Below are 22,376 nucleotides of genomic sequence, written 5' to 3' on the forward strand. Positions count from 1 at the left end.
GCGCCGCTACGTTGTCAGCGCGCCGCACGCTCGGGAGCCGCACCACTGGCATCCGCCGGCTTGCTGGTCGCGAGGCTTTGCGCCAGGTCCACCAGCTTGAGGAATTCGCCGCGGTAGCCGAAGCGGTCGGCGCCGCGCGCGCCTTGCGCCAGCGCATGCGCCTCCGCGTAGCCCCAGCTGGCGGTGTGCTTGCCGCCGCGCAGCGCCTGGCCGAAGCCCGCCACGGCGGCAGCGAAGCGGAAGTCGTCGTCGCCTTGGGCCAGCGGCCGGATCGCCTGCCGCGCCACAGTGATATTCATCAGCTGGCTGGTGCTGGCCGTGGGCAGCTTGTAGCGCAGCTTCACATGCGCCAGTTCGCCATCGCGGCCGTTTGCCGGCGTGGCCGGCTGGTAGCGCAGCGGATCGACCAGCCCGGGCTGGCCGGCCAGCGTCAGCTCATACAGCGCGGTCACCGTATGGCCGGCGCCGATGTCACCGGCGTCGACCTTGTCGTTGTTGAAATCCTCGCGCGCCAGCATGCGGTTTTCATAGCCGATCAGACGGTATTCCTTCACCGTCGCCGGGTTGAATTCCACCTGGATCTTCACGTCTCGCGCGATGGTGGCCAGCGTCGAGCTGACCTCGTTCACCAGCACCTTGTTGCCTTCCATCAGGTTGTCGATATACGAGTAGGCGCCGTCGCCTGCATCGGCCAGCTGCTCCATCAGCTGCTCGTTGTAGTTGCCGGTGCCGAAGCCCAGCGTCGACAGCGACACGCCCGACTTGCGCTTCTCTTCGACCATGCCCTTGAGCTGCCGGAAGTCGGTCACGCCGACATTGAAGTCGCCGTCGGTCGCCAGCAGCACCCGGTTGATGCCGCCTGCAATGTAGCCCTGCTGCGCGGCCTGGTAGGCCAGTGCGATGCCGCTGGCGCCGGCGGTGCTGCCACCGGCCACGAGCTGGTCGATGGCGGCGCTGATGGCGGTCTTGTCGCTGCCCGGCGTGGGCGGCAGCGCCACGCGGGTGCCGCTGGCATAGGTGACCAGCGTGATGCGGTCCTGTGCCCGCAGCTTGTTCACCAGCAGCTTCAGCGAGGACTTGAGCAGCGGCAGCTTGTCGGGCGAGTCCATTGAGCCGGACACGTCGACCAGGAACACCAGGTTGGCCGGCGGCAGCGCGCCGCTGGCGATGTCCTTGCCCTTGATGCCGATGCGCAGCAGCACGTTGGACGGATGCCACGGCGCGGGCGCCAGCGCGGTGTGCACGGCGAAGGGCCTGCCGTCGGCAGGCTGGCCGTAGTCGTAGGGGAAGTAGTTCAGCAGCTCTTCCACGCGCACGGCATCCGCGGGCGGCAGCCGGCCGGCATTGAGCAGGCGGCGCATATTGCTGTAGCTGCCTGTGTCGACGTCGATGCTGAAGGTGGACACCGGGGCCTGCGCGACGAGTTTGACGCTGTTCTCTTCGATCTGGCCGTAGCGCTCGCGGTCCGAGGCCTGCGGTGGCGGCAAATGATAGGGTCGCGGCATGGCCATCGGGGCATGGGGCGCGACGGCGCGCATTTCGGCGGCGGGTGCGACGCTGGCGGCTTTGGCCGATCCGGCAGCGTGGTCGCGGACTGGCGCGGGCGCCGGGGCCGGCGGCACAGGTTGCGGCGCCTGCGTCAGCGAAGGCGAATGCCCGCCGCAGGCCGACAGCGCCAGTGCCAGCGCGGCGGCGCAGCAGGCAGCAGCGGCCCGGGCGCGCCGGGCGCCGACGGTGGAAACGACCGGTGCGCGAAGTTGCATGTTGTTCTCCTGGAGGGCCGCAGGCGGGACGCCGGGTGGCCTGTCCATGAAACGGAGCACGGCCGTCGGCGGGGTTGAATTCCGCAGATTTTTTTCGCTGCACGCTCCGCCAGGTGACGGAAATCAGACTTTGCCCGACCCCCGCATGCGCCGATCGCCACTACAATCGCCTGATTCCTTCCCCCAGGAGACATCGCATGGCCCACTTTGACCTCAATTCGATGGTGTGGCGGAGCACGCTGGCCCTGACCACGGCCGCGCTGCTTGGAGCGTGTGGAACGCAGGGCGGAGGGACAGGGACGCCCGCCGCGTCCGCTGCGCCAGCTGCCGCACCGGCCGCGGCAGCGCCCGCGGCGGCCATGCCGCCGGCTCCGGAGGTCGCCTCCGGCTACCGCGCCGGCATGTCGACGGTCCATGCGCAGCGCCATATGGCCGCCGCGGCCAATCCGCTGGCCACCGAGGCCGGGCGCGCCATGCTGCGCCAGGGCGGCTCGGCCATCGATGCCGCCATCGCCATGCAGGCCGTGCTGACGCTGGTGGAGCCGCAGGCCACCGGCATCGGCGGCGGCGCCTTCATCATGTACTGGGACGGCAAGCGCGTGCAGGCCTTCGACGGCCGCGAGACCGCACCCGCCGGCGCCACTGAAAACATGTTCATGCGCCCCGACGGCAAGCCGATGGAGTTCAGCGAAGCGCAGATCGGCGGGCGTTCGGTCGGCACGCCGGGCGTGATGCGCGCGCTGGAGATGGCGCATCGGCAGCACGGTCGCCTGCCATGGGCCAAGCTGTTCGAGCCGGCGATTTCCCTGGCGGAGAAGGGCTTCCCGATCTCGCAGCGCCTGTACACGCAGGTTGCCGCCGACAAGTTCCTGGCCAATTCGCCGGAAATGGCTGCGTACTTCCTCGATGCGCAGGGCAAGCCCAAGCCGGCCGGCACGGTGCTGAAGAACCCCAAGCTCGCACAGACGCTGCGCGATATCGCCCGGCGCGGTGCCGGCGTGCTGTACGGCGGCCCGATCGCGCAGGACATCGTCACCAAGGTGAACGGCGGCACCAACGCCGGCTCGCTGTCGATGGCCGATCTGCGCAACTACAAGGCCAAGCAGCGCGTGCCGGTCTGCACCGACTACAAGCGCTGGAAGATCTGCGGCATGCCGCCGCCGTCGTCAGGCGGTATCGCCATTGCGCAGATCCTGGGCACGCTGCAGGCGCTGGAGACCAAGAATCCCAAGTACGCGCTGGCCGCGCTCAAGCCGCAAAACGTCAACACGCCCGCGCAGGTGGAAGCCAATCCTGACGCGGTCCACGCGATCGCCGAAGCCGACCGCCTGGCCTATGCGGACCGCGGCCTGTATGTGGCCGATTCCGACTTCGTGCAGATCGACGTGGCTGGCCTCGTCAACCCGAACTACCTCGCGTCCCGCGCCGAGCTGATCAGCGACAAGAGCATGGGCAAGGCGCAGCCGGGCGTACCGCCGGGGCCTGCGGTGGCGTATGCCCCCGACCGCTCGCCGCCGCGCATCTCCACCTCGCAGATCGTGGCGGTCGATGACCGCGGTGGCGCGATCTCGATGACCACCACGATCGAGTCGTACTTCGGCTCGCATCTGATGGTGCGCGGGTTCATGCTGAACAACCAGCTGACTGACTTCTCCTTCGTGGCGAGCGAGAACGGCAAGCCGGTGGCTAACCGCGTCGAGCCGGGCAAACGCCCGCGTTCGTCGATGGCGCCGACGCTGGTGTTCGACCGCCAGACCGGGCAACTCGTGGCCACGGTTGGTTCGCCTGGAGGTTCGCAGATCATCGAGTATGTGTCCAAGACGCTGGTTGGCATGCTGGACTGGAATATGGATCCGCAGGCTGCGATCGGGATGGGTAACTTCGGCAGCCGCAATGGGCCTACCGAGGTGGAGAAGGGGCTGGTGTCGCCGGGGCTGGTGCAGGCGCTGCAGCAGCGTGGGCATCAGGTTGCCGAGATTGAGATGACCAGCGGGACGCAGGCTATCGTGCGCCGGCAGGGGCCCGATGGGAAGGTGGTGTGGGCTGGCGGCGCGGACCCGCGGCGGGAAGGGGTGGCGTTGGGGGATTAAAGGGGGAGGGCAGTTTTTCTGTCGTGGTCGCTGCTGGTGACATGCTGTCCGCCTTTGAACCGCCTGGTTCCGCCCTCCTGGGCGGTTCAACGGCCGACAGCATGTCACCAACCGCGACCACAGCGTCAGAGCCTAACTCCAGTCAACCCTTAGCCTTCTTCGCATACTCCCACCCCATCTCCGCCATCGGCCGCGCCCGCTTGCCCGCATCAGTAGCCTGCGCCGACGAAGCCGTCCCATCCACCACGCGCTTCATGATCCCCTGCAGGATCCCGGCAATACGGAACATGCTGAAGGCCAGATAGAAATTCCAGTCGCCAGTGATTGCACGCCCGGTACGCTGCTCATACATGCGCCGATACGCAGCTTCATCGGGAATCCCCAGCCCCGCATAGTCCAGCCCCGCAATCCCACGGAACTGCCCCGGCGCGATATGCCAGCTCATGCAGTGGTAGCTGAAGTCCGCCATCGGGTGCCCCAGCGTGGACAGCTCCCAGTCCAGCACCGCCAGCACCCGCGGCTCGGTCGGATGGAACATCAGATTGTCGAGCCGGTAATCGCCATGCACGATCGACGTCAGGTCCGCGTCTTCCTGCGGAATATGCTGAGGCAGCCAGTCAATCAGCGCGTCCATGGCCGGGATCGACTCCGTCTCGGACAGCTTGTATTGCTTGCTCCACCGCTCGATCTGGCGCTGGAAGTAGTTGCCGGGCTTGCCGTAGTCGCCCAGCCCGATGGCGTTGTAGTCGACCGTGTGCAGCGCGGCGATGACGCGGTTCATCTCGTCATAGATGGCGCCGCGCTCCACGTTGCCCATGCCGGGCAGCGACTGGTCCCACAGCACGCGGCCGGCGACAAACTCCATGATGTAGAAGGCGCGGCCGATCACAGATTCGTCTTCGCACAGCGCGTACATGCGCGCCACCGGGACATCGGTGCCGGCAAGGGCGGCCATCACGCGGTATTCGCGCTCGATGGCGTGCGCGGACGGCAGCAGCTTGCTCTTGGGGCCGGGCTTGGCGCGCATCACGTAGGTCTGCCCCGGCGTGACCAGCTTGAAGGTCGGGTTGGACTGCCCGCCCTTGAACTGCTCGACGGTCAGCGGGCCGGCGAAACCCTCTACGTGCTGGCGCATCCAGGCTTCCAGCGCGTCGGTGTCGAAGCGTTGCTGGTCTGCCACCGGGCGCGTGCCCTCGAAGTGCGATACGTTGCTCGTCATGCTGTCTCCGTTGGTTTTCTGTTCGGGTTCGGTTGGATGGCTTGGGTGACTCAGGCGGCCGGCTGGCGTCCGCGCAAATACTGGTGCAGCAGCACTTCCATGGTGGTGTGGCGCGAGCCGCTGTGGACGGGCGTCGGCGGCGAGTAGTTGGTCATGCGCACCACCCAGTCGAGCGGGCCGTCGCCCATGTCGAGCACATTGATGCAGCCCGCCGTTTGCAGCAGCGAGCCGAACAGCACGCGCCGCCCGCAGGTGATGGCCTGCGACAGGATGGCGCGGTTGGTGCCCCCATGCAGCACCATCAGCACGGTGTCCCATTCCGGGTCGGCGCGCAGGCGATCCAGCCCGGGCAGCACGCGGTCGAGAAAGGCGCCGATGGTCTCGCCGTTGAGGAAGCGCTTGTCTTCGGGGACTTCGCCTTCAAAGGCGCCGACGAAGGCGTCGCGCAGGTCGGCGTCGGCAATTGCGGACAGGTCGCCGCCGCGGATTTCCTGGAACTCCGGCCAGACCTCGGGCACCACGTCGTCCATGTCGGGCAGTTCGGCCAGCACCCCCTCGGCAGTCTCGACCGTGCGCGGCAGGCCGCTGACGATGACGCGGTCGAAACGGATCTGCTCGGCGGCAAAGGCGCGTCCGGCGGCGGTAGCCTGCATGCGGCCGGTTTCGTTGAGCGGCACCATCTCCGGCAGGGCGGGGCGCCCGCCTTCATCGAAGTACGAAACGGCACCGTGGCGCATCAGATAGATGCGGCGACGCGAGGACGGCGGCAATTCCATGCGTTGTCTCCTTGTGTTGTGCTGGCGTGCCCGTCTGCTGCGGGCTTGCCATGAAGACGGGCAGTGGCCCGTCCGTGTCCTTCAGGTCCGTCAGCGGTATTGCGGCTTGCGCTTCTCCAGGAACGCGCTGATGCCTTCGCCGCCATCGGGGTGATGCAGTGCGGCGACAAAGTTGTCGCGCTCGGCGAGGAGGTGTTCGTCGAGCGATGCCGTGGCCGCGTAGTTGATCAGGCCCTTGATGCGGCCGACCGCGTGCGGCGATTGCCTGGCCAGCCCCGCGGCCAGCCGCAGCGACTCGGCCACCGCCTCGCCCGGCGGCGTGACGCGGTTGACGAGGCCAAACTGGGCCAGCCGCTCGGCGCTGACCGGCTTGCCTTCCATCATCATCTCGCTGGCGAGCTGGCGCGGCAGGGCGCGCGCCAGTTCGTACGAGCCGCCGCCGTCGGGCGTGAGGCCGACCGAGACATAGGCCATCACAAACTTGGCGTCGCTGGCCGCGACCACGAAGTCGCACGCCAGCACCAGCGACAGGCCCGCGCCGGCGGCCGCGCCTTCCACCGCCGCGATGATCGGCTTGGGAAAGGCGTGCAGTGAACGGATAAAGCCGTTCAGCACTTCGATGCTGGCGGCCTGGACCTCGGGCGGCTGGCTGCGGTTGCCGAGCAGCCGGTTCAGGTTGCCGCCGGCGCAGAACATGCCGTCGGCGCCGGTGAAGATCACCGCGCGGATCGAATCGTCGGCGGCGGCCGCATCCAGCGCCGCCTTCGAGCCCGCATAAATGTCCGGGTGCAGCGCGTTGCGCGCCTCGGGGTTCGAGATGGTCAGGACCAGCGTCGAATCGACGCGTTCGGAAAGCAGTTGTGCGGGCATGGGGGCGGACTCTGTAAAACCGGACTCTGAAAACGATAAGGGACGGGCTTACTGCTCTTCGGCCAGCAGCGACAGGCCGAGGCCGGCGCGGCGCCACAGCCACGGGCTCGGGCGGTAGCGCATGTCGCCGGTCAGCGCTTCCATGTTGCGCAGCGTCTCCAGCACCAGTTGCGGGCCGACCGCGTCGCCCAGCGCCAGCGGGCCCTTCGGGTAGCCGAGGCCGAGGTTCACGGCGAGGTCGATGTCCGCCGGCGTGGCGATGCGTTGCTGCGCGATATCGCTGGCGATATTGATGATGCAGCAGAGCACGCGCTGCGCGACGAAGCCGGCCGAGTCGCGGATCAGCGTCACTGGCACGCCGTCGCTGGCAAACAGGCCATGCGCGGCGTCACGCGCGGCGGCGCTGGTGGCCGGCGTGGTCATCAGCGTGCGGCGCCTGGTGGCCTCGAACGGCAGCAGGGTGTCGATGGCGACGGTGCGGGCCGGGTCCAGGCCTTGTTGCAGCACGCTGGTGGTAGCGTCCAGGCCCAGCGGCGTGACGACGATCAGCGCGTCGGCCGACGGCTTGTTGCCGCCTTCCGGGATCACGCCGAGCGCGCCCAGAAGCCTGGTCACCATGGCGTGGCCGCGCTCGCTGTCGTGGCTGACCCACACGCTCGACGGGCGCGCGCTCGGCACCACGGCGGCGGCAGGCACCTGCTTCTGGCCATCGGCGTACGCATAGAACCCGGCGCCGGCCTTGCGGCCGATCAGCCCGCCGACCGCGCGGATCGCGGTGATCGGCGACGGACGGTAGCGCGGCTCCTGGTAGAACTGGTTGTAGATCGACTCCATCACCGGGTGCGACACATCCAGCCCGGTCAGGTCCATCAGCTCGAACGGGCCCATGCGGAAGCCGGCCTGCTCGCGCATGATGTTGTCGATGTCGGCAAACTCGGCCACGCCTTCCTGCGCGACCTTCAGGCCCTCGATGTTCATGCCGCGGCCGGCATGGTTGACGATAAAGCCCGGCATGTCCTTGCAGCGCACCGGCGTATGACCCATGCGCCGCGACAGCGCCATCAGCGCGTCGCCCACAGCGGGGTCGCCCGACAGGCCGTCGATGACCTCGACCACCTTCATCAGCGGCACGGGGTTGAAAAAGTGATAGCCGGCGACGCGGCCCGGGTGTTTGGCACCCACGGCGATCGCGGTGATCGACAGCGACGAGGTGTTCGAGGCGATGATGGCGTCTTCGCGCAGGATCGCTTCCAGCTTTGCGACCAGGTCGCGCTTGACTTCCAGCTTCTCGACGATGGCTTCGACCACCATGTCGCTGTTGGCCAGGTCTTCCAGCGCGGCGCACGGCTTGACGCGGGCCAGCGTCGCCTCGGCGTCGGCGGCGCTGATCTTGCCCTTGTCGGCGAGCTTGGCCAGCGTGTCCTGCAGGTACTGGCGGGCGGCGGCCACAGCTTCCGGGTTGGCGTCGTACAGGTTGACGGTCAGGCCAGCCTGGGCGGCGATCTGTGCGATGCCGCGGCCCATGGCGCCGGTGCCGACGACGCCCAGCGTGTCGATGGTGAAGGTGCTCATCATTTGTCCCAAAAGTTGTGGTTAAATTAGCACGATCGTACGTTTTTTGCACCTTTCCGAACAGACCGGAAGGGCAGGCGGCGTGCGCTGATCGGCCAGCCCGGACACGGCAGGCTCCGGATGGGCCACAATCCCCCTCAGACCCGCGACGCGCGGGCGACCATTCCAACAACGGAGAGAGACGACATGCTGAAGCTCTGCGGCTTTGCCGCCAGCAACTACTACAACAAAGTGAAGCTGGCGCTGCTGGAAAAGAACGTGCCGTTCGAAGAGGTGCTGGCATGGATCGGCGAAACCGACCCGTCTGCATCGCCCGCGGGCAAGGTGCCCTACATGATCACCGAATCCGGCTCACTGTGCGAGTCGGAAGTCATCGTCGAATACCTGGAAGCGGCCTTCCCCCAAACGCCGCTGCTGCCGAAGGATCCGCTGCAGGCAGGCAAGGTGCGCGAGATCGTCACCTTCCTGGAGCTGTACCTGGAACTGACCGCACGCGAGCTGTATCCGGAAGCGTTCTTCGGCGGCAAGGTCAGCGACGGCGTCAAGGAGCGCCAGCACAAGCTGCTGACGCGCTATATCCCGGCGTTTGCCAGGCTGGCCAAATTCTCGCCGTATATCGCCGGCGAAAGCTTCACGCTGGCCGACTGCGCGGCAGCCGTGCACCTGCCGCTGGTGTCGTCGTGCACCAAGATCATCTATGGCACGGATATGCTGGCTGACCTGCCGGTCAAGGATTACCTGAAGACGCTGTCGCAGCGCGAGTCGGTGCAGCAGGTCAATGCGGACCGGAAGGCGAATACCGAGCTGATGATGAGCCGGAGCAAGAAGTAAGCGTCCAGCGCCTTTACGAGACAAAGCAAAACGCCCACGAGCAATCGTGGGCGTTTTGCTTTTGGCCGGATGCCGGGCGCTTGCTTATAGCTTGGCGAGCCGTTCCAGCGCCAGCGCCAGCGTCTCTTCCTTCTTCGCAAAGCAGAACCGCACCACGCCTGACTCACGCGGCTGCGTATAGAACGCCGACACCGGAATCGCCGCCACGCCGATCTCGCGCGTCAGCCACATGGCGAAGTCCGCCTCGCTCAGGTCGGAAATGGCCGAGTAGTCGACGCACTGGAAGTAAGTGCCATCCGACGGCAGCAGCTTGAAGCGCGAACTGGCCAGCCCGGCACGGAAGAAATCGCGCTTGGCCTGGTAGAACGCGGACAACTGCAGGTACGGCGCGGGATCGGCCATATAGTCGGCCAGCCCGTGCTGCACCGGCGTGTTGACGGTGAACACGTTGAACTGGTGCACCTTGCGGAACTCTGCCATCAGCGCCACCGGCGCGGCCACGTAGCCGACCTTCCAGCCGGTCACGTGGTAGGTCTTGCCGAAGCTCGAGACCACGAAGCTGCGGCGCGCCAGTTCGGGATGGCGCGAGACCGATTCATGCCGCTGGCCGTCGTAGACCATGTGCTCGTAGACCTCGTCCGACAGCAGCAGGATGTCGGTGCCCGCCAGGATCTGCGCCAGCTTGTCCATGTCGCCCGCGCGCCAGATCGTGCCGGTCGGGTTGTGCGGCGTGTTGATGAGGATCATGCGCGTGCGCGGCGTGATCGCGGCGGCGAGCTTGTCGAAGGGCACGCGGAATTCCGGCGCCTCCAGCGTGACCGGCACCGCGGTGGCGCCTGCCAGTTCGATCGCCGGCAGGTAGCTGTCGTAGCAGGGCTCGAGCACGATGACCTCGTCGCCCGGATGCACGGCGCACAGGATCGCGGTCAGGATGCCCTGCGTAGCGCCGGCGGTGACAGTGATCTCGGTATCCCAGCTGTATTGGTGGCCGTAGAGCGCGGCGATCTTGTCGGCGATGGCCTGGCGCAGGCGGGGCACGCCCGCCATCGGCGGGTACTGGTTATGGCCGGCGCGCATGGCCCCGGCGACCGCGTCGACGATCCTGGGGTCGCAATCGAAGTCCGGGAAACCCTGGCCCAGGTTGACGGCGTTCTTCTCGATGGCCAGGGCCGACATCACGGTGAAGATCGTGGTGCCGACGGCGGGCAGGCGCGAGGGCGGCGGGGTCAGGGGAGCGAGCGTGGTGTCTGCGGACATGTTGCGGGCGTCAGTGCGGTAAGAGAAAGGCGCGCGTGCCGGATTGGCCCCGCGCGCGATGCGGCAATTTTAAAGCGGATCGGCCGCGGTGTCGGTTGTGAAGTCGGCCGTGGTGCCGGCCTGAGCGGCCAGCCAGGCGCCAAAGCCCGGCGGCGTCAGCACCTCTACGCCGCTGGAGCGGCGCAGGCGGCTGCGCAGCTTGAGCACCGCCTTGTCCTTCGATACCAGGCACGCGGCGCCGGCAAAGTGGGCCAGCTCGACAAACTTCTGGTCGTCGGTGTCCTTGCAGCGGGGCAGCCTGATGGCGTCGGCTTCGTCCTGCGGCGGCAGTGGTTCGAGGCGGGTCAGGCGATCGACGGTGGCCAGCGCGGCGTCGATATCGACCTCGAAGCGGGCAAATTGCGGATAAGCCAGCACTCGGCGCAGCTCTTCGCGGCAATCGGCGCGGATCACCGGGGCGATGATGCCGGCTTCCAGCGCCTGGCGGATGGGCTCGACATGCGGGTCGCGGAAGACCAGCAGGTCGACCCAGATATTGGAGTCGAGCACCACGCAGGGCGCGCCCGTCAGGGCGGATGTGATGCCGGCGGGGCTGGCGGGATGGTCGGTTCCGGTACTGTCGAGGCGCATTCGCTACAATCTTGGCTGGTTTGTCCTTGGCTACTGCCGCGATTTTGCCATGCTCATCGTTTTGTCTCCCGCCAAATCACTGGACTACGAGACACCCCCCCGCATCAAGACCCATACGCTGCCGCGTTTCATCGACCGTTCCGCCGCGCTGATCGAGCGCCTGCGCAAGCTCGCGCCGCAGGACGTGGGCGCGCTGATGGACATCTCCGACAAGCTCGCCGTGCTCAATGTCACGCGCTATGCCGAGTGGTCGCCCGAATTCACCGCGGCCAACAGCAAGCAGGCGGTGCTGGCCTTCAATGGCGATGTCTACGACGGGCTCGATGCTAAGACGCTGCCCGCCGAGGACCTGGCCTTCGCGCAGAAGCACCTCCGCATCCTGTCCGGCCTGTACGGCGTGCTGCGCCCGCTGGACTGGATGCAGCCCTACCGGCTGGAGATGGGCACGCGCCTCGACAACGCCGCGGGCAAGGACCTGTACGCGTTCTGGGGCGACGAGGTCACGCAGATGATCAACGGCGACATTGCCGCGCTCAGGCAGGAAGGCGCGCCGGTGCTGGTCAACCTGGCCTCGGAAGAGTATTTCAAGGTGGTGCGGCCCAAGGTGCTGCAGGCGCGCATCGTCACGCCGGTGTTCGAGGACTGGAAGGGCGGCCGCTACAAGATCATCTCGTTCCACGCCAAGCGCGCGCGCGGCACCATGGCGCGCTACGCCGTCACGCACCGCATCACCGAGCCGGAAAAGCTCAAGCGCTTCGCCGAGGATGGCTATGCCTTCGATGCCTCCGCTTCTGACGCCGGCCGCTGGGTGTTCCGCCGCCGCCTGGAAGACTGACCCTAACGAAACGAGACCGCCAGCCATGCCTTCCGCCCTGCATATCTCCTCGCATTTCGATTCGGGTGCCATCGAGGTCGAGGCGCTCGACCGTGCCGACGATATCCGCCTGCGCCTGCGCGCCGATTCGCACGCCGACTTCCGGCAGTGGTTTCACTTCCGCCTGCAGGGTGCGGCGGGGCAGGCTTGCCGGATGCATTTCCTCAACGCGGGCGACTGCACCTATCCGGACGGCTGGCGCGACTACCGCGCGGTGGCCTCGTATGACCGCGCGCACTGGTTCCGCGTGCCGACGAGTTTCGACGGGCAGGTGATGACGGTGGAGTTCACGCCCGAGCACGACAGCGTCTGGTTCGCGTATTTCGAGCCTTATCCCGACGAGCGCCACCTGTCGCTGCTGGCGAGCTGCCAGCGCTCGCCGCTGGCGCAACTGTCGCACCTGGGCAGCACCGTCGACGGCCGCGACATGACCCGTGTCACACTGGGACAGCCCGGCCCCGGCAAGAAGACCATCTGGATGATCGCGCGCCAGCATCCGGGCGAGAGCATGGCCGAATGGTTTGTCGAGGGCGTGCTGCAGCGCCTGACCGGCACCGGCGTGTGGAATGGCGATCCGGTCGCGCGCAAGCTGCTAGAGCGCGCCGTGTTCCATATCGTGCCGAACATGAACCCGGACGGCTCGGCGCGCGGCAACCTGCGCACCAACGCCGCGGGCGCCAACCTGAACCGCGAATGGATGTCGCCCAGCGCGGATACCAGCCCGGAGGTCTACCACGTGCGCCGCGCCATCGAGGCCACGGGTTGCGACATGTTCTTCGATATCCACGGCGACGAGGGCCTGCCTTACAACTTCGTCGCCGGCAGCGAGATGCTGCCCGGCTTTACCGAGGCGCGCCGGCGCGAGCAGCAGCGCTTCATCGAGGCCTTCAAGCGCGCTTCGCCGGACTTCCAGGACGTGCACGGCTATGCCGCCAGCAAGTACAACGCCGACGCGCTCAAGCTCGCGTCCAAGTACATCGGCCATACCTTCGGCTGCCTGGCGCTGACGCTGGAAATGCCGTTCAAGGACAACGCCGATTTGCCCGATCCGGCGGTGGGCTGGAACGGCGCGCGCAGCGCCCTGCTGGGCACGGCGATGCTGCAGGCGATCCTGGACTACCTGGGCTGAGGTGGTGCCTCTCTCGCACGCTGAGGGTTTGCTCCCCTCTCCCTGACGGGAGAGGGGAGACACAGCGCGCTTACTGCTTCTTCTTGGCCGTGCTGCTCGTCTTCGCCGACCCTGACGCCGATTTCGACGAAGCCGACTTCGTCGACTTGGCCGACGAGGACTTGCTCGACTTCGACGACGCCGTACTCTTGCCTTTCGCACCCTTGCGGCTCTTGCTGGATGACGTGGCCTGGCTCGATGTGGGCACTGCCGGCGCGGCAGCGGGTTCGCTGATGGTGGCGCCGCTGGTGTCCTGCAGTTCATACGCCAGCATCATGCCGTCGTCGTAGCCGCAGCGCACGCGCACCGGCTGCCAGTCGTTGTCGCCACGGCGCTTGTGCGCCGTGGCGTTGAAGGTGACCACGGTGCTGACCGGCACGGCCTGCTTGCCGGGCGAGAAGCGTCCGCTCCAGGGCTCGGTCGTGGCCTGCCCGGCGGCGAGCGCGCCGGTGGGGATCTTCAGGGCATCGTAGGTGGCCGAGCGCGGCACCACCCAACTGGCGTGCGCGGCGCAGTCCGCCACGTCGCTGGTGGCGTTCTCGGTCTTCATCAGCTGCTCGCGCATGCGTGCGCGGTACTCGGACAGGCTGACGCGGCCGCGCTCGGGCAGGGTGATGGTCTTGGTAGGCGGCGCGGAAGTGGCGGCGGGAGCGGAAGCGGCGGGCCGGGCAGGGGTGGGCGTCGGGGCCGGGACCTGGGCGGCGGCCTCGTCGGCGGGCATGTTGGCGCAGCCCGCCAGCCCGATCGCACCGGCCACCGCGGCAGCCACCATGCGGAGCCGGCTGCCGAGCAGTTCGGAAATTCGTCGGATCACAGTGTTTGCGGTGTTTGCGTTCTGGGATTGGCCTGCCGGCGCGGGGCCGGCAGGCCGGGTAGCTTCGCAAAGGAATGCCATGATAGAGGAAACCTATCTGGCAAAGTTCCTAAATCTTGTTACCTATTCTTCTAACGCATGACGACGCGCAGGAAGCGAGGCCTGCTTTCTAGCAGATATTTCCCACGTGGCACAACTGCGGGCAACCCGCACGACCGGTCCGCGGTGATCCAGCGCGGCCCGGCCGTGGTGCGTTGGCAAACGCCTCAGGCTACGCGCGAGGGCATTGCGCGCGTGAAGCGCAGCAGTTCGTCGAGCAGTGCGTTCAGATTGTGGCGCAGCTTGGCAAAGCCGGCGGTGTGGGTCAGGCCCACTTCGTCCATGTACAGCTTGCGGTTGACCTCGAGCTGCAGGCTGTGGCGCCCGGCCTGCGGCTGGCCGACCACGCGCACGATCTCCACGCCTTTGTACGGGTGGTTGCGCCAGACCTCATAGCCCATGTCCTTGAGCACGCCTTCGATGCGGTCGGTGAAGCGCTTGTCGCAGGTGGTGCCGTCGCGGTCGCCGACGACGAAGTCGGGATGCTCCAGGCCGGGGAACTCGGTCGCGTATTGCGCGGCCTGGCTCGGCATCGAATGGCAGTTGATGTGCCAGGCGCTGCCATGGCTGGAGACGGCGCGGTCGGCCAGCTTTTGCAGTTGCGCGTAGTAGGGCAGGTAGCAGCGGTTGATGCGCGCCTGCACTTCTTCCACGGCGAGCTTGCGGTCGTAGATCGCCTCGCCGCTGTCGAGCACGCGCCAGACCAGGCCCTTGCCGAGCCGGGTCTTGGAGGTTTCCTGCCTGGCGCCGGGCCAGGGGGTCTCGAGCAGGGCTTCGTCGATTTCCTCCAGCGCGCGGTTGGCGTCGAGGTAGCTGCGCGGGAAGCCCGCGCACAGCAGCGGGATGCCGCGCGCCGGCGCGCCGGCGTAGAGTTCATCGACAAAGGTGTCTTCGGCCTGCCGCAGCAGCGGCAGCGGCAGGGCGGGATCGGGGCGGAAGTCCGTCGGGTAGATGGTCGCGCTGTGCGGCGAATCCAGGAACAGCGGAGCGGACTCGCCCTCCGGCTGGTACAGGAAGAACGGACTATCCGCGGTGGTTCGGTCGGTATCGGTCATGGTGCTGCGCCAGGGGTCAGTCGAGCGAAATCTTGGCGGCCGCGGCCACGCGCTTGTTCTTGGCCACTTCGCTCTTGATCTGCGCGGCGAAGTGCGCCGGGGTGTCGCCCACCGGGGTCGCGCCCAGCTTTTCCAGCTTGGCCTTGACCTCCGGCAGCGCCAGCACCTTGACGGCGGCGGCATGCAGCTTGTTCTGGATGTCGGCCGGCAGGTTGGCCGGCGCGATCAGGCCGAACCAGGCAGCGTCGTTGACTTCGCCCAGGCCCAGCTCGGCGAAGGTCGGCACGTTCGGCAGCGCCGCCACGCGCTTGGGCGCGGCCACGGCCAGCGCGCGCAGCTTGCCGCCTTCGATGAACGGCAGCGACGACGGCAGGTTGTCGAACAGGATCTGCACCTGGTTGGCCAGCGCGTCGTTCAGCGCCGGGCCCACGCCCTTGTACGGCACGTGCAGCAGTTCGGTCTTGCTGCTCATCTTGAACAGTTCCCCCATCATGTGCGAGACGCTGCCGTTGCCGGCCGAGCCATAAGCCAGCTTGTTCGGCTGCGATTGCGCCAGCGCGATGAAGGACTTCATGTCGGTGGCCTTGACCGCCGGGTTGATGCTCATCACGTTCGGCACGGAGGCCAGGTTGGTGATGGTGGTGAAGTCCTTGGTTGCATCGTAGGACAGGCGAGGGTAGACCGCAGGGTTGATGCCATGGGTCGAGGCCGTGGCAATGCCCAGCGTGTAGCCGTCCGGAGCGGCCTTGGACAGGAAGGTGGTGCCGATGCTGCCGCCGGCGCCGCCGCGGTTGTCGACCACCACGGCCTGGCCCAACTGCTGGCCGAGCTTGTCGGCGACGATGCGCGCCACGATATCCGTGGTACCGCCGGCGGGGAACGGCACGACCAGCGTGATCGGCTTGTTCGGGTAGCCGGACTGGGCGGCTGCGCTGAACGACAGGCCGGTGGCGAGGGCGGCCGAGGCGGCGGCGAGGACGCGGAGGAGGTGGCGACGTTGCATGAGGGTTTTTGTAGGGAAAAGGAGAGACAGAGGTGGTTTCCTGATTCTGCGCGTTTGAGCAAGACCCTCGCAAACGAAATAAAATCCCTAGCTCATTCCATCTGGTCGTGAAGTAGAGGTGAATTATGCGACGCATGTGTCCGTCGCTGACCGAGTTGCAGGCCTTCGAGGCCGCAGCCCGGCACAACAGCTTCACCGTGGCGGCGCGCGAGCTGCATGTGACGCAGGGTGCGGTCAGCAAGCAGGTGCGCAGCCTGGAGGCTTATCTTGGCGTGGAGCTGTTCGATCGCGTGCGCCAGCGGCTGGTGCTGACCACGGCGGGCGAACGCTACCTGGAACGCATCGGCCCCAGCCTGAACGAGCTGGAGGCGGCCACCGTCGAGCTGATGGCGCGGCAGGGTGGCGGCGGCGTGCTGCATATCGCCAGCATGCCGACGCTGGGCGCGAAGTGGCTGATCCCGCGCCTGCCGCAGTTCTTCGCCCGGCATCCGGAAGTAACGCTTGAATTCGTGCCGCATGCGCAAGGCTACGATTTTTCCGAGCCTGACCTGGATGCGGCGATCCGCTTCGGCGACGGTGTCTGGCCCGGCAGCCTGGCCGACTACATGACGGGGCGCGAAGTGCTGCCGGTATGCCGGCCGGGCCTGCTGGCAAATGAACCGGATGGCATCGCGCGCACGCCGGCCGCATTGCTGCACTATCCGCTGCTGCACCACACCACGGTGCCGGAGGCCTGGCCCGACTGGTTCGCCACCCTCGGCGTGACTACGCGGCAGGCGTGGGGCGGCGCGCGCTTCGACCAGTTCTCGCTGCTGACGCAGGCGGCGCTGTCGGGGCTTGGCATTGCGCTGATCCCGCGCTGCCTGATCGAACAGGAACTTGCCACCGGCGCGCTGGTGGTCGCCCATCCGGCGCAGGTGCTGGCCAAGAAGGGCTATTACCTGTGCTACCCGGAGCAAAAGCAGCACTTGCCCGCGCTGCGGACCTTCCGCGCCTGGGTGATGGAAGGCGCTGACCTGGCGCGGCCCGGCTGAGGCGGGGAGCCCAGCATACCGGCGGTTTGCTCCCCTCTCCCGTTTGCGACCCGTTTGCGGGAGAGGGGAGCCTGGTTCGCGCGGCGTCGGCTACGGCGCGCATTTTGAAAAGTCTTACTTCGACAAAACCTTCATCGCCTGCTCCAGCCCGGCCAGCGTAACGGGGAACATGCGCCCCTTCATCAGCTGGTTGATCACGGTGATCGACTGCCGGTACTGCCACAGGCCTTCCGGCTCGGGGTTGAGCCATACGAAGTGCGGGAACTGCTCGGTCATGCGGTTCAGCCACACCGCGCCGGCCTCGGCGTTGTTGTACTCGACCGAGCCGCCTGGCTGCAGGATCTCGTACGGGCTCATGGTGGCGTCGCCGACGAAGATGATCTTGTAGTCGGAGGTGTACTTGTGCAGCAGGTCCCACGTCGCCAGCTTTTCGGCATGGCGGCGGCGGTTGTTCTTCCACACGTAGTCGTACAGGCAGTTGTGGAAGTAGTAGTACTCCAGGTGCTTGAACTCGGTCTTGGTGGCCGAGAACAGTTCTTCCACGCGCTTGATGTGGTCGTCCATCGAGCCGCCCACGTCCATCAGCATCAGCACCTTGACCTTGTTGTGGCGCTCGGGCCGCAGCTTGATGTCGAGCAGGCCGGCATTGGCGGCGGTCGAGTGGATGGTGTCGTCCAGGTCCAGCTCGGTGTCGGCCCCGTCGCGCGCAAAACGGCGCAGGCGGCGCAGCGCCACCTTGATGTTGCGCGTGCCAAGCTCGACCTGGTCGTCGTAGTCCTTGTAGGTGCGCGCTTCCCACACCTTGATCGCGGTGCGGTTGCCCTTGCTCGGGCCGCCGATGCGGATGCCTTCGGGGTTGTAGCCGCCGTGGCCGAACGGAGAGGTGCCGCCGGTGCCGATCCACTTGTTGCCACCCTCGTGCTTTTCCTTCTGCTCCTCGAGCAGTTGCTTGAGGCGCTCCATCAGCTTGTCGAGGCCGCCCATGGCCTCGATCCTGGCCTTTTCCTCGGGCGACAGCTCGCGCTCCAGCGTCTTCTGCAGCCAGTCGAGCGGAATGTCGGACTTCCAGTCGACCAGGCTTTCCACGCCCTTGAAATAGGCGCCGAAGGTCTGGTCGAACTTGTCGAAGTGCTTCTCGTCCTTGACCAGCGTCATGCGCGACAGGTAGTAGAACTCGTCGATCGACGGCGTGATGACCTGTGCCTTGAGCGCTTCCAGCATGGTCAGGTATTCCTTGACCGAGACCGGCAGCTTGGCGTGTCGGAGCGAGAAGAAGAAATCGATCAGCATGATGCCTCGCGTTCAGTAGGCGGCCGCTTCAGCGCGGTCGGTCAAGCTGGAATTGCAGGTGTTGACGCACCGTCGGCCACTCGCTGGCGATGATCGAAAACACCACGGTATCGCGCAACGAGCCGTCCGGCATGCGCTGGTGGTTGCGCAGCACGCCGTCCTGCTTGGCGCCGAGCCGCGCGATCGCGGCGCGGCTCTGCTGGTTCATCCAGTGCGTGCGGAATTCCACGGCGATGCAGTCGAGCTGGTCGAAGGCATGGCCGAGCAGCATCAGCTTGCACTCGGTGTTCAGCGGCGTGCGCTGGACCCGGCGCGCATACCAGGTGGAGCCGATCTCCACGCGCCGGTTGGCCGCGTCGATATTCATGTAGGTGGTCATGCCCGCCAGTTCCCCCGCGGCGTCGCGCACCGCGAACGGCAGCATCGAGCCCTGTTCCTGCAGGCCCAGGCGCCGCGCGATCTCTGCTTCCATGCGTTCGGGCGCGGGCACGCTGGTGTACCAGAGCTTGTACAGCTCGCCGTCTGCCGACGCGGCGCGCAGGCCGTCGGCATGTTCGGGGCGCAGCGGCTCCAGCGTGGCGTGCTTGCCGGCCAGGGTCACGGGTTTGGCAAAGGCGGTCATGACAGGCAGCTCGCTCAGCGGTTGGCGCGGTTCATGAACACCAGGCGCTCGAACAGGTGCACGTCCTGCTCGTTCTTCAGCAGCGCGCCGTGCAGCGGCGGAATCGCGGCCTTCTTGTCCGGGCTCTTCAGCGCCTCGGGCGGAATGTCCTCGGCCATCAGCAGCTTGAGCCAGTCGATCAGCTCGGACGTCGACGGCTTCTTCTTCAGGCCCGGCAGGTTGCGCATCTCGTAGAACGATTCCAGCGCGGCGGCGACCAGCTCGCGCTTGATGCCGGGGTAATGCACGTCGACGATTTGCTGCATGGTGTCGGCGTCCGGGAACTTGATGTAGTGGAAGAAGCAACGGCGCAGGAAGGCGTCGGGCAGTTCCTTCTCGTTGTTCGAGGTGATGATCACCAGCGGACGGTGCCTGGCCTTGACCAGTTCGCGCGTCTCGTAGACGTAGAACTCCATGCGGTCGAGTTCGCGCAGCAGGTCGTTGGGGAATTCGATGTCGGCCTTGTCGATCTCGTCGATCAGCAGCACCACCTGCTCGTCGGCCGAGAAAGCCTGCCACAGCACGCCCTTGACGATGTAGTTGCGGATGTCGTGCACGCGGTCGTCGCCGAGCTGCGAGTCGCGCAGGCGCGAGACCGCGTCGTATTCGTACAGGCCCTGCTGGGCCTTGGTGGTCGACTTGATATGCCACTGCAGCAGCGGCATGCCCAGCGCGGCGGCCACTTCCTCGGCCAGCATGGTCTTGCCGGTGCCGGGCTCGCCCTTGATCAGCAGCGGGCGCTGCAGCGTGCGCGCGGCGTTGACGGCCAGCTTGAGGTCGTCGGTGGCGACATACTGGTCACTGCCCTCGAATTTGACCTGCTGGGCGGAGGGTGCTTGGGCGGAAGCGTTGGCGGTGTTTGACATGAGGCAACCTGGAGGTGACGGCCTTGTCCTGGAAGGGTCGGGCCGGGTTGGCGTGTTTTGGCGCAGTCTCTTCGCGCTGTCACGCGCGCTTTCATTATGGGTGGTACGGTACGGCCGGGCTGGCTGCGGGCGCCAGCGAACGGTCGTGCGCTTTCCCGGAATGGGCCAGTATAAAAGACCTTTGCGGTTCGTGTTGGACAGGGTTGACAGCCCGCCCGCCACGGGGGGGGTGGCTGGACTGCCAGGTGTCGCCTGCTGTACAATGCGCCGGTTTGACGCGCCCCACGTCCAGTTCTCCAGTATCCGGCAGTCCGCGTTCAGAAGTCCCAGCGGCCCGCCCGGGTCGCGGCGATTGCGCGAGGTGGTTCCAGAATGGTGTTCCACATCTCGGCATTAAGACCGGGTGCCGAATGCCTGGCGGGTTGCACCTCTGGCAACCCCATTGCCAAGCCAGGCTTCCCCAGAAGCATTCTGAAACCGTCTCCCGCCCCGGCAGGGCAGGTCAGCACGGTTTAACTTCCAATCCGCAAAGACAATGAAAAAGCTCCTCACGATGGTGGTGCTGGGCGCGGCTGCAATGGCCACGCAGGCACAGGAAGTCAAGGGCAATGGAGACGCTGCCAAGGACAAGGTTGCAATGTGCATCGGATGCCACGGCATTCCGGGCTACCGTGCGTCGTTCCCCGAGATCTATGAAGTACCGCTGCTGGGCGGCCAGAGCGCCAAGTACATCGAAAACGCGCTGAAGGCGTACCAGAAGGGCGAGCGCAAGCACCCGACGATGCGCAGCATCGCCGCCACGCTGACCGAGCAGGATATTGCCGACGTGGCTGCCTACTACTCGCAGCAGAAGGCGAATACCCAGAACAACTCCCTGAAGTAAGAGACCCATCATGAAGACGCTCAAGACGCTTTCGATCGCGCTCGGCGCACTCGTGCTGGGTGCCGCCGCAGTGCCGGCCTCGGCCGCCGACCTCGCCAACGGCAAGACGCTGGTGGAAAAGGGTGCCTGCGTGGCCTGCCACGGCGCGGGCATGAACAAGCCGATTTCGCCTGACTATCCCAAGCTGGCCGGCCAGCATGCCGACTACCTGTACCACGCGTTGCTGTCGTACCAAGTGTCGGGCAACTCCCTGGTGGGCCGCTCCAATGCAATCATGGCCGGCCAGGTCAACGCCAATCCGGCCGTGACCGGCAAGGACGGCAAGCCCCGTCCGTTCACGCGCAAGGAGCTGAAGGACATGGCGGCGTATATCGAGTCGCTGCCGGGCGACCTGGTGCTGAAGAAGTAAGCCGTGGCGCGGCGCCTGCCGCGCCGTCGCAGAGGGAAAGGCCGCCTTGGTACAGGCGGCTTTTTCATTGGGCAGCGCGCCAGCGCGTCCTACGCCGCGACACCTGCCAGCCGGCGGCGCATCCCTGCCGTGGCCCAAGGCTCGCCGTCGCCTACGACCAGCGCGTCGACGCCGGCCGCACTGTGCAGCAGGCCGGCCGCGGCGGACTCGCCCACGACCATCAACGCAGTGCCCAGTCCATTGACCGCCGCGGCCTGTGAAGCCACCAGCGTCACGCCATGCGGACCCGCCGCCGGCATGCCGCTGGCGGGGTCGAGCACGTGGTGGTAGCGCCTGCCGTTGGCGACGAAGCAGCGCTCATAGTCGCCCGAGGACGCGACCACGGCATCGGAAACCGCCAGCACGCCCAGCAGCCGCGCCGGTGCGCGCGGGTCGCGCACGCCTACGCGCCAGTCGCGCCCTTGCAGCTGGCCGCTCGCCAGCACATCGCCGCCGCCATTGATCATGGCATGACGCAATCCATGCCTGCGCAGCACCTGCATGCCCGCCTGCAGGATCGGCAGCTTGGCGATGCCGCCCAGGTCCAGGCGCATGCCCGGGCGTAGCAGCATCGCTTCGCCCCGGCGCTCGTCGAGCATGACCTGCCGGTAGTCCACCAGCGCCCGTTCGCGTGCCAGCTCGGCGGCAGGAGGCACGCGCGCGTTGTCTTCACCAAAGCGCCAGCCGGCGAATGCACCAACGGTAATGTCGAACGCACCACCGGTGCGCGCCGACAGCGCCGCCGCCGCTTGCAACACCGCCATCACTTCCGGTGCGACCGGCACCGGTTGCCGGCCGGCTGCGCGCTGCAGTGCGCTGACCTGGCTGTCGGGCCGGTAGCGCGACATCAGTTGCTCCAGGCGCGCCATCTCGGCAAAGGCGGCGGCGATGCCGGACCTTGCATCCAGGTAAGAACTGTCCTGCACCAAAATATCGACTTGCGTGCCCAGCAGGCGCCGCGACACGCGCGTGACCGTGGCATCGGCCAGCGCCGGCCTGAAGAACATGGCAGTGGCAAGCATCGGCACGCTGGCCGCGGCAGCGCGCAGCACGTTGCGCCGCATGGCGTCGATGCGAGGGGAAGAAGACAGCGTTGCCGGTAGGGTCTTGGCGCGCATGACAGGGTGGGCGGCGCTTGCCGAATTAGTTGATGACGTTGTGGTGCCGCCATTC

The 22,376-nt window shown here is 66.8% G+C and carries 21 protein-coding genes; 7 read left to right on the forward strand and 14 right to left on the reverse strand.

All coding sequences use genetic code 11. The features are described from left to right. Positions 1-14: 14 nt before the first annotated feature. Positions 15-1,763: a vWA domain-containing protein gene (locus CTP10_RS04840; protein WP_116317565.1), complete on the reverse strand. Its 1,749-nt coding sequence runs from the start codon at positions 1,761-1,763 to the stop codon at positions 15-17. Between the two features lie 197 nt (positions 1,764-1,960). Between CTP10_RS04840 and ggt the strand changes: the two genes are divergently transcribed. Then, a complete protein-coding gene (gene ggt / locus CTP10_RS04845) occupies positions 1,961-3,853 on the forward strand; it encodes a gamma-glutamyltransferase (protein WP_116317566.1) in 1,893 nt (630 codons plus the stop codon). A 142-nt stretch (positions 3,854-3,995) separates the two neighbouring features. On the opposite strand, the gene CTP10_RS04850 is transcribed toward ggt, so the two are convergent. The 4 genes from CTP10_RS04850 to CTP10_RS04865 all read right to left on the reverse strand — a co-directional run bounded on the left by CTP10_RS04850 (position 3,996) and on the right by CTP10_RS04865 (position 8,290). Further along, a complete protein-coding gene (locus CTP10_RS04850) occupies positions 3,996-5,072 on the reverse strand; it encodes a phosphotransferase (RefSeq protein WP_116317567.1) in 1,077 nt (358 codons plus the stop codon). A 50-nt stretch (positions 5,073-5,122) separates the two neighbouring features. Beyond that, positions 5,123-5,848: a histidine phosphatase family protein gene (locus tag CTP10_RS04855; protein ID WP_116317568.1), complete on the reverse strand. Its 726-nt coding sequence runs from the start codon at positions 5,846-5,848 to the stop codon at positions 5,123-5,125. Positions 5,849-5,938: 90 nt separating this feature from the next. Continuing rightward, positions 5,939-6,718, reverse strand: coding sequence for an oxepin-CoA hydrolase, alternative type (locus CTP10_RS04860; protein WP_116317569.1), 780 nt, complete (start codon positions 6,716-6,718; stop codon positions 5,939-5,941). 48 nt (positions 6,719-6,766) lie between these two features. Continuing rightward, a complete protein-coding gene (locus CTP10_RS04865) occupies positions 6,767-8,290 on the reverse strand; it encodes a 3-hydroxyacyl-CoA dehydrogenase (RefSeq protein ID WP_116317570.1) in 1,524 nt (507 codons plus the stop codon). Positions 8,291-8,476: 186 nt separating this feature from the next. On the opposite strand from CTP10_RS04865, the gene CTP10_RS04870 reads away from it, so the two are divergent. Beyond that, a complete protein-coding gene (locus tag CTP10_RS04870; RefSeq protein ID WP_116317571.1) occupies positions 8,477-9,121 on the forward strand; it encodes a glutathione S-transferase in 645 nt (214 codons plus the stop codon). Positions 9,122-9,205: 84 nt separating this feature from the next. Here CTP10_RS04870 and CTP10_RS04875 read toward each other — a convergent pair whose 3' ends face one another. Next, positions 9,206-10,378 (reverse strand): pyridoxal phosphate-dependent aminotransferase, encoded by a 1,173-nt coding sequence (locus CTP10_RS04875; RefSeq protein WP_116317572.1) that lies wholly within the window; start codon positions 10,376-10,378, stop codon positions 9,206-9,208. 69 nt (positions 10,379-10,447) lie between these two features. Next, complete coding sequence (locus tag CTP10_RS04880; protein ID WP_116317573.1) at positions 10,448-11,008, reverse strand: PIN domain-containing protein; 561 nt, start codon at positions 11,006-11,008, stop codon at positions 10,448-10,450. A 49-nt stretch (positions 11,009-11,057) separates the two neighbouring features. Between CTP10_RS04880 and yaaA the strand changes: the two genes are divergently transcribed. Together yaaA and CTP10_RS04890 are read left to right on the forward strand one after the other, a co-directional pair. Next, a complete protein-coding gene (yaaA, locus tag CTP10_RS04885) occupies positions 11,058-11,843 on the forward strand; it encodes a peroxide stress protein YaaA (RefSeq protein ID WP_116317859.1) in 786 nt (261 codons plus the stop codon). A gap of 25 nt (positions 11,844-11,868) precedes the next feature. Continuing rightward, the gene (locus tag CTP10_RS04890) at positions 11,869-13,011 is read left to right on the forward strand and encodes a M14 family metallopeptidase (protein WP_116317574.1); all 1,143 of its coding nucleotides are present in this window, start codon (positions 11,869-11,871) and stop codon (positions 13,009-13,011) included. Between the two features lie 70 nt (positions 13,012-13,081). On the opposite strand, the gene CTP10_RS04895 is transcribed toward CTP10_RS04890, so the two are convergent. The 3 genes from CTP10_RS04895 to CTP10_RS04905 form a co-directional block, all read right to left on the reverse strand. Then, entirely contained in the window at positions 13,082-13,864 is a 783-nt protein-coding gene (locus CTP10_RS04895; RefSeq protein WP_442875109.1) for a BspC domain-containing protein, read from the reverse strand. 266 nt (positions 13,865-14,130) lie between these two features. Continuing rightward, positions 14,131-15,018, reverse strand: a complete 888-nt coding sequence (locus CTP10_RS04900) for an N-formylglutamate amidohydrolase (protein WP_116317575.1) — start codon at positions 15,016-15,018, stop codon at positions 14,131-14,133. A 16-nt stretch (positions 15,019-15,034) separates the two neighbouring features. After that, the gene (locus tag CTP10_RS04905) at positions 15,035-16,021 is read right to left on the reverse strand and encodes a tripartite tricarboxylate transporter substrate binding protein BugE (RefSeq protein WP_116317576.1); all 987 of its coding nucleotides are present in this window, start codon (positions 16,019-16,021) and stop codon (positions 15,035-15,037) included. Between the two features lie 125 nt (positions 16,022-16,146). Between CTP10_RS04905 and CTP10_RS04910 the strand changes: the two genes are divergently transcribed. Continuing rightward, positions 16,147-17,055 carry a LysR family transcriptional regulator gene (locus CTP10_RS04910; RefSeq protein WP_116317577.1) on the forward strand — a complete coding sequence of 303 codons (909 nt, stop codon included), beginning with the start codon at positions 16,147-16,149 and terminating at the stop codon, positions 17,053-17,055. Between the two features lie 114 nt (positions 17,056-17,169). Here the strand turns inward: CTP10_RS04910 and CTP10_RS04915 are convergent, their stop codons facing one another. From CTP10_RS04915 to CTP10_RS04925, 3 genes are read right to left on the reverse strand one after another with little or no spacing between them, the layout of a single operon-like run. Next, positions 17,170-18,345 (reverse strand): vWA domain-containing protein, encoded by a 1,176-nt coding sequence (locus CTP10_RS04915; RefSeq protein ID WP_116317578.1) that lies wholly within the window; start codon positions 18,343-18,345, stop codon positions 17,170-17,172. Positions 18,346-18,373: 28 nt separating this feature from the next. Further along, complete coding sequence (locus CTP10_RS04920; RefSeq protein ID WP_116317579.1) at positions 18,374-18,967, reverse strand: GNAT family N-acetyltransferase; 594 nt, start codon at positions 18,965-18,967, stop codon at positions 18,374-18,376. Positions 18,968-18,981: 14 nt separating this feature from the next. After that, the gene (locus CTP10_RS04925) at positions 18,982-19,872 is read right to left on the reverse strand and encodes an AAA family ATPase (RefSeq protein WP_116317580.1); all 891 of its coding nucleotides are present in this window, start codon (positions 19,870-19,872) and stop codon (positions 18,982-18,984) included. Positions 19,873-20,407: 535 nt separating this feature from the next. Here CTP10_RS04925 and CTP10_RS04930 point away from each other — a divergent pair. Next, entirely contained in the window at positions 20,408-20,755 is a 348-nt protein-coding gene (locus CTP10_RS04930) for a c-type cytochrome (protein ID WP_116317581.1), read from the forward strand. A gap of 10 nt (positions 20,756-20,765) precedes the next feature. Continuing rightward, positions 20,766-21,164: a c-type cytochrome gene (locus CTP10_RS04935; RefSeq protein ID WP_116317582.1), complete on the forward strand. Its 399-nt coding sequence runs from the start codon at positions 20,766-20,768 to the stop codon at positions 21,162-21,164. A gap of 89 nt (positions 21,165-21,253) precedes the next feature. Here CTP10_RS04935 and CTP10_RS04940 read toward each other — a convergent pair whose 3' ends face one another. Continuing rightward, a complete protein-coding gene (locus CTP10_RS04940; protein WP_116317583.1) occupies positions 21,254-22,267 on the reverse strand; it encodes an FAD:protein FMN transferase in 1,014 nt (337 codons plus the stop codon). Between the last annotated feature and the right edge of the window lie 109 nt (positions 22,268-22,376).

The sequence above is a fragment of the Cupriavidus sp. P-10 genome (assembly GCF_003402535.2).
Lineage (GTDB): Bacteria > Pseudomonadota > Gammaproteobacteria > Burkholderiales > Burkholderiaceae > Cupriavidus.

Excerpts from the sequence above, each read along its gene's own strand:
- CTP10_RS04910 (WP_116317577.1), top strand. The coding sequence starts at position 16,147 with ATGCGACGCATGTGTCCGTCGCTGACCGAGTTGCAGGCCTTCGAGGCC.
- CTP10_RS04875 (WP_116317572.1), bottom strand. The coding sequence starts at position 10,378 with ATGTCCGCAGACACCACGCTCGCTCCCCTGACCCCGCCGCCCTCGCGC.
- CTP10_RS04855 (WP_116317568.1), bottom strand. The coding sequence starts at position 5,848 with ATGGAATTGCCGCCGTCCTCGCGTCGCCGCATCTATCTGATGCGCCAC.
- CTP10_RS04865 (WP_116317570.1), bottom strand. The coding sequence starts at position 8,290 with ATGAGCACCTTCACCATCGACACGCTGGGCGTCGTCGGCACCGGCGCC.
- CTP10_RS04890 (WP_116317574.1), top strand. The coding sequence starts at position 11,869 with ATGCCTTCCGCCCTGCATATCTCCTCGCATTTCGATTCGGGTGCCATC.
- CTP10_RS04930 (WP_116317581.1), top strand. The coding sequence starts at position 20,408 with ATGAAAAAGCTCCTCACGATGGTGGTGCTGGGCGCGGCTGCAATGGCC.
- CTP10_RS04870 (WP_116317571.1), top strand. The coding sequence starts at position 8,477 with ATGCTGAAGCTCTGCGGCTTTGCCGCCAGCAACTACTACAACAAAGTG.
- CTP10_RS04900 (WP_116317575.1), bottom strand. The coding sequence starts at position 15,018 with ATGACCGATACCGACCGAACCACCGCGGATAGTCCGTTCTTCCTGTAC.
- CTP10_RS04915 (WP_116317578.1), bottom strand. The coding sequence starts at position 18,345 with ATGCTGATCGATTTCTTCTTCTCGCTCCGACACGCCAAGCTGCCGGTC.
- yaaA (WP_116317859.1), top strand. The coding sequence starts at position 11,058 with ATGCTCATCGTTTTGTCTCCCGCCAAATCACTGGACTACGAGACACCC.
- CTP10_RS04850 (WP_116317567.1), bottom strand. The coding sequence starts at position 5,072 with ATGACGAGCAACGTATCGCACTTCGAGGGCACGCGCCCGGTGGCAGAC.
- CTP10_RS04840 (WP_116317565.1), bottom strand. The coding sequence starts at position 1,763 with ATGCAACTTCGCGCACCGGTCGTTTCCACCGTCGGCGCCCGGCGCGCC.
- CTP10_RS04920 (WP_116317579.1), bottom strand. The coding sequence starts at position 18,967 with ATGACCGCCTTTGCCAAACCCGTGACCCTGGCCGGCAAGCACGCCACG.
- CTP10_RS04880 (WP_116317573.1), bottom strand. The coding sequence starts at position 11,008 with ATGCGCCTCGACAGTACCGGAACCGACCATCCCGCCAGCCCCGCCGGC.
- CTP10_RS04905 (WP_116317576.1), bottom strand. The coding sequence starts at position 16,021 with ATGCAACGTCGCCACCTCCTCCGCGTCCTCGCCGCCGCCTCGGCCGCC.
- CTP10_RS04860 (WP_116317569.1), bottom strand. The coding sequence starts at position 6,718 with ATGCCCGCACAACTGCTTTCCGAACGCGTCGATTCGACGCTGGTCCTG.
- ggt (WP_116317566.1), top strand. The coding sequence starts at position 1,961 with ATGGCCCACTTTGACCTCAATTCGATGGTGTGGCGGAGCACGCTGGCC.
- CTP10_RS04935 (WP_116317582.1), top strand. The coding sequence starts at position 20,766 with ATGAAGACGCTCAAGACGCTTTCGATCGCGCTCGGCGCACTCGTGCTG.
- CTP10_RS04925 (WP_116317580.1), bottom strand. The coding sequence starts at position 19,872 with ATGTCAAACACCGCCAACGCTTCCGCCCAAGCACCCTCCGCCCAGCAG.
- CTP10_RS04940 (WP_116317583.1), bottom strand. The coding sequence starts at position 22,267 with ATGCGGCGCAACGTGCTGCGCGCTGCCGCGGCCAGCGTGCCGATGCTT.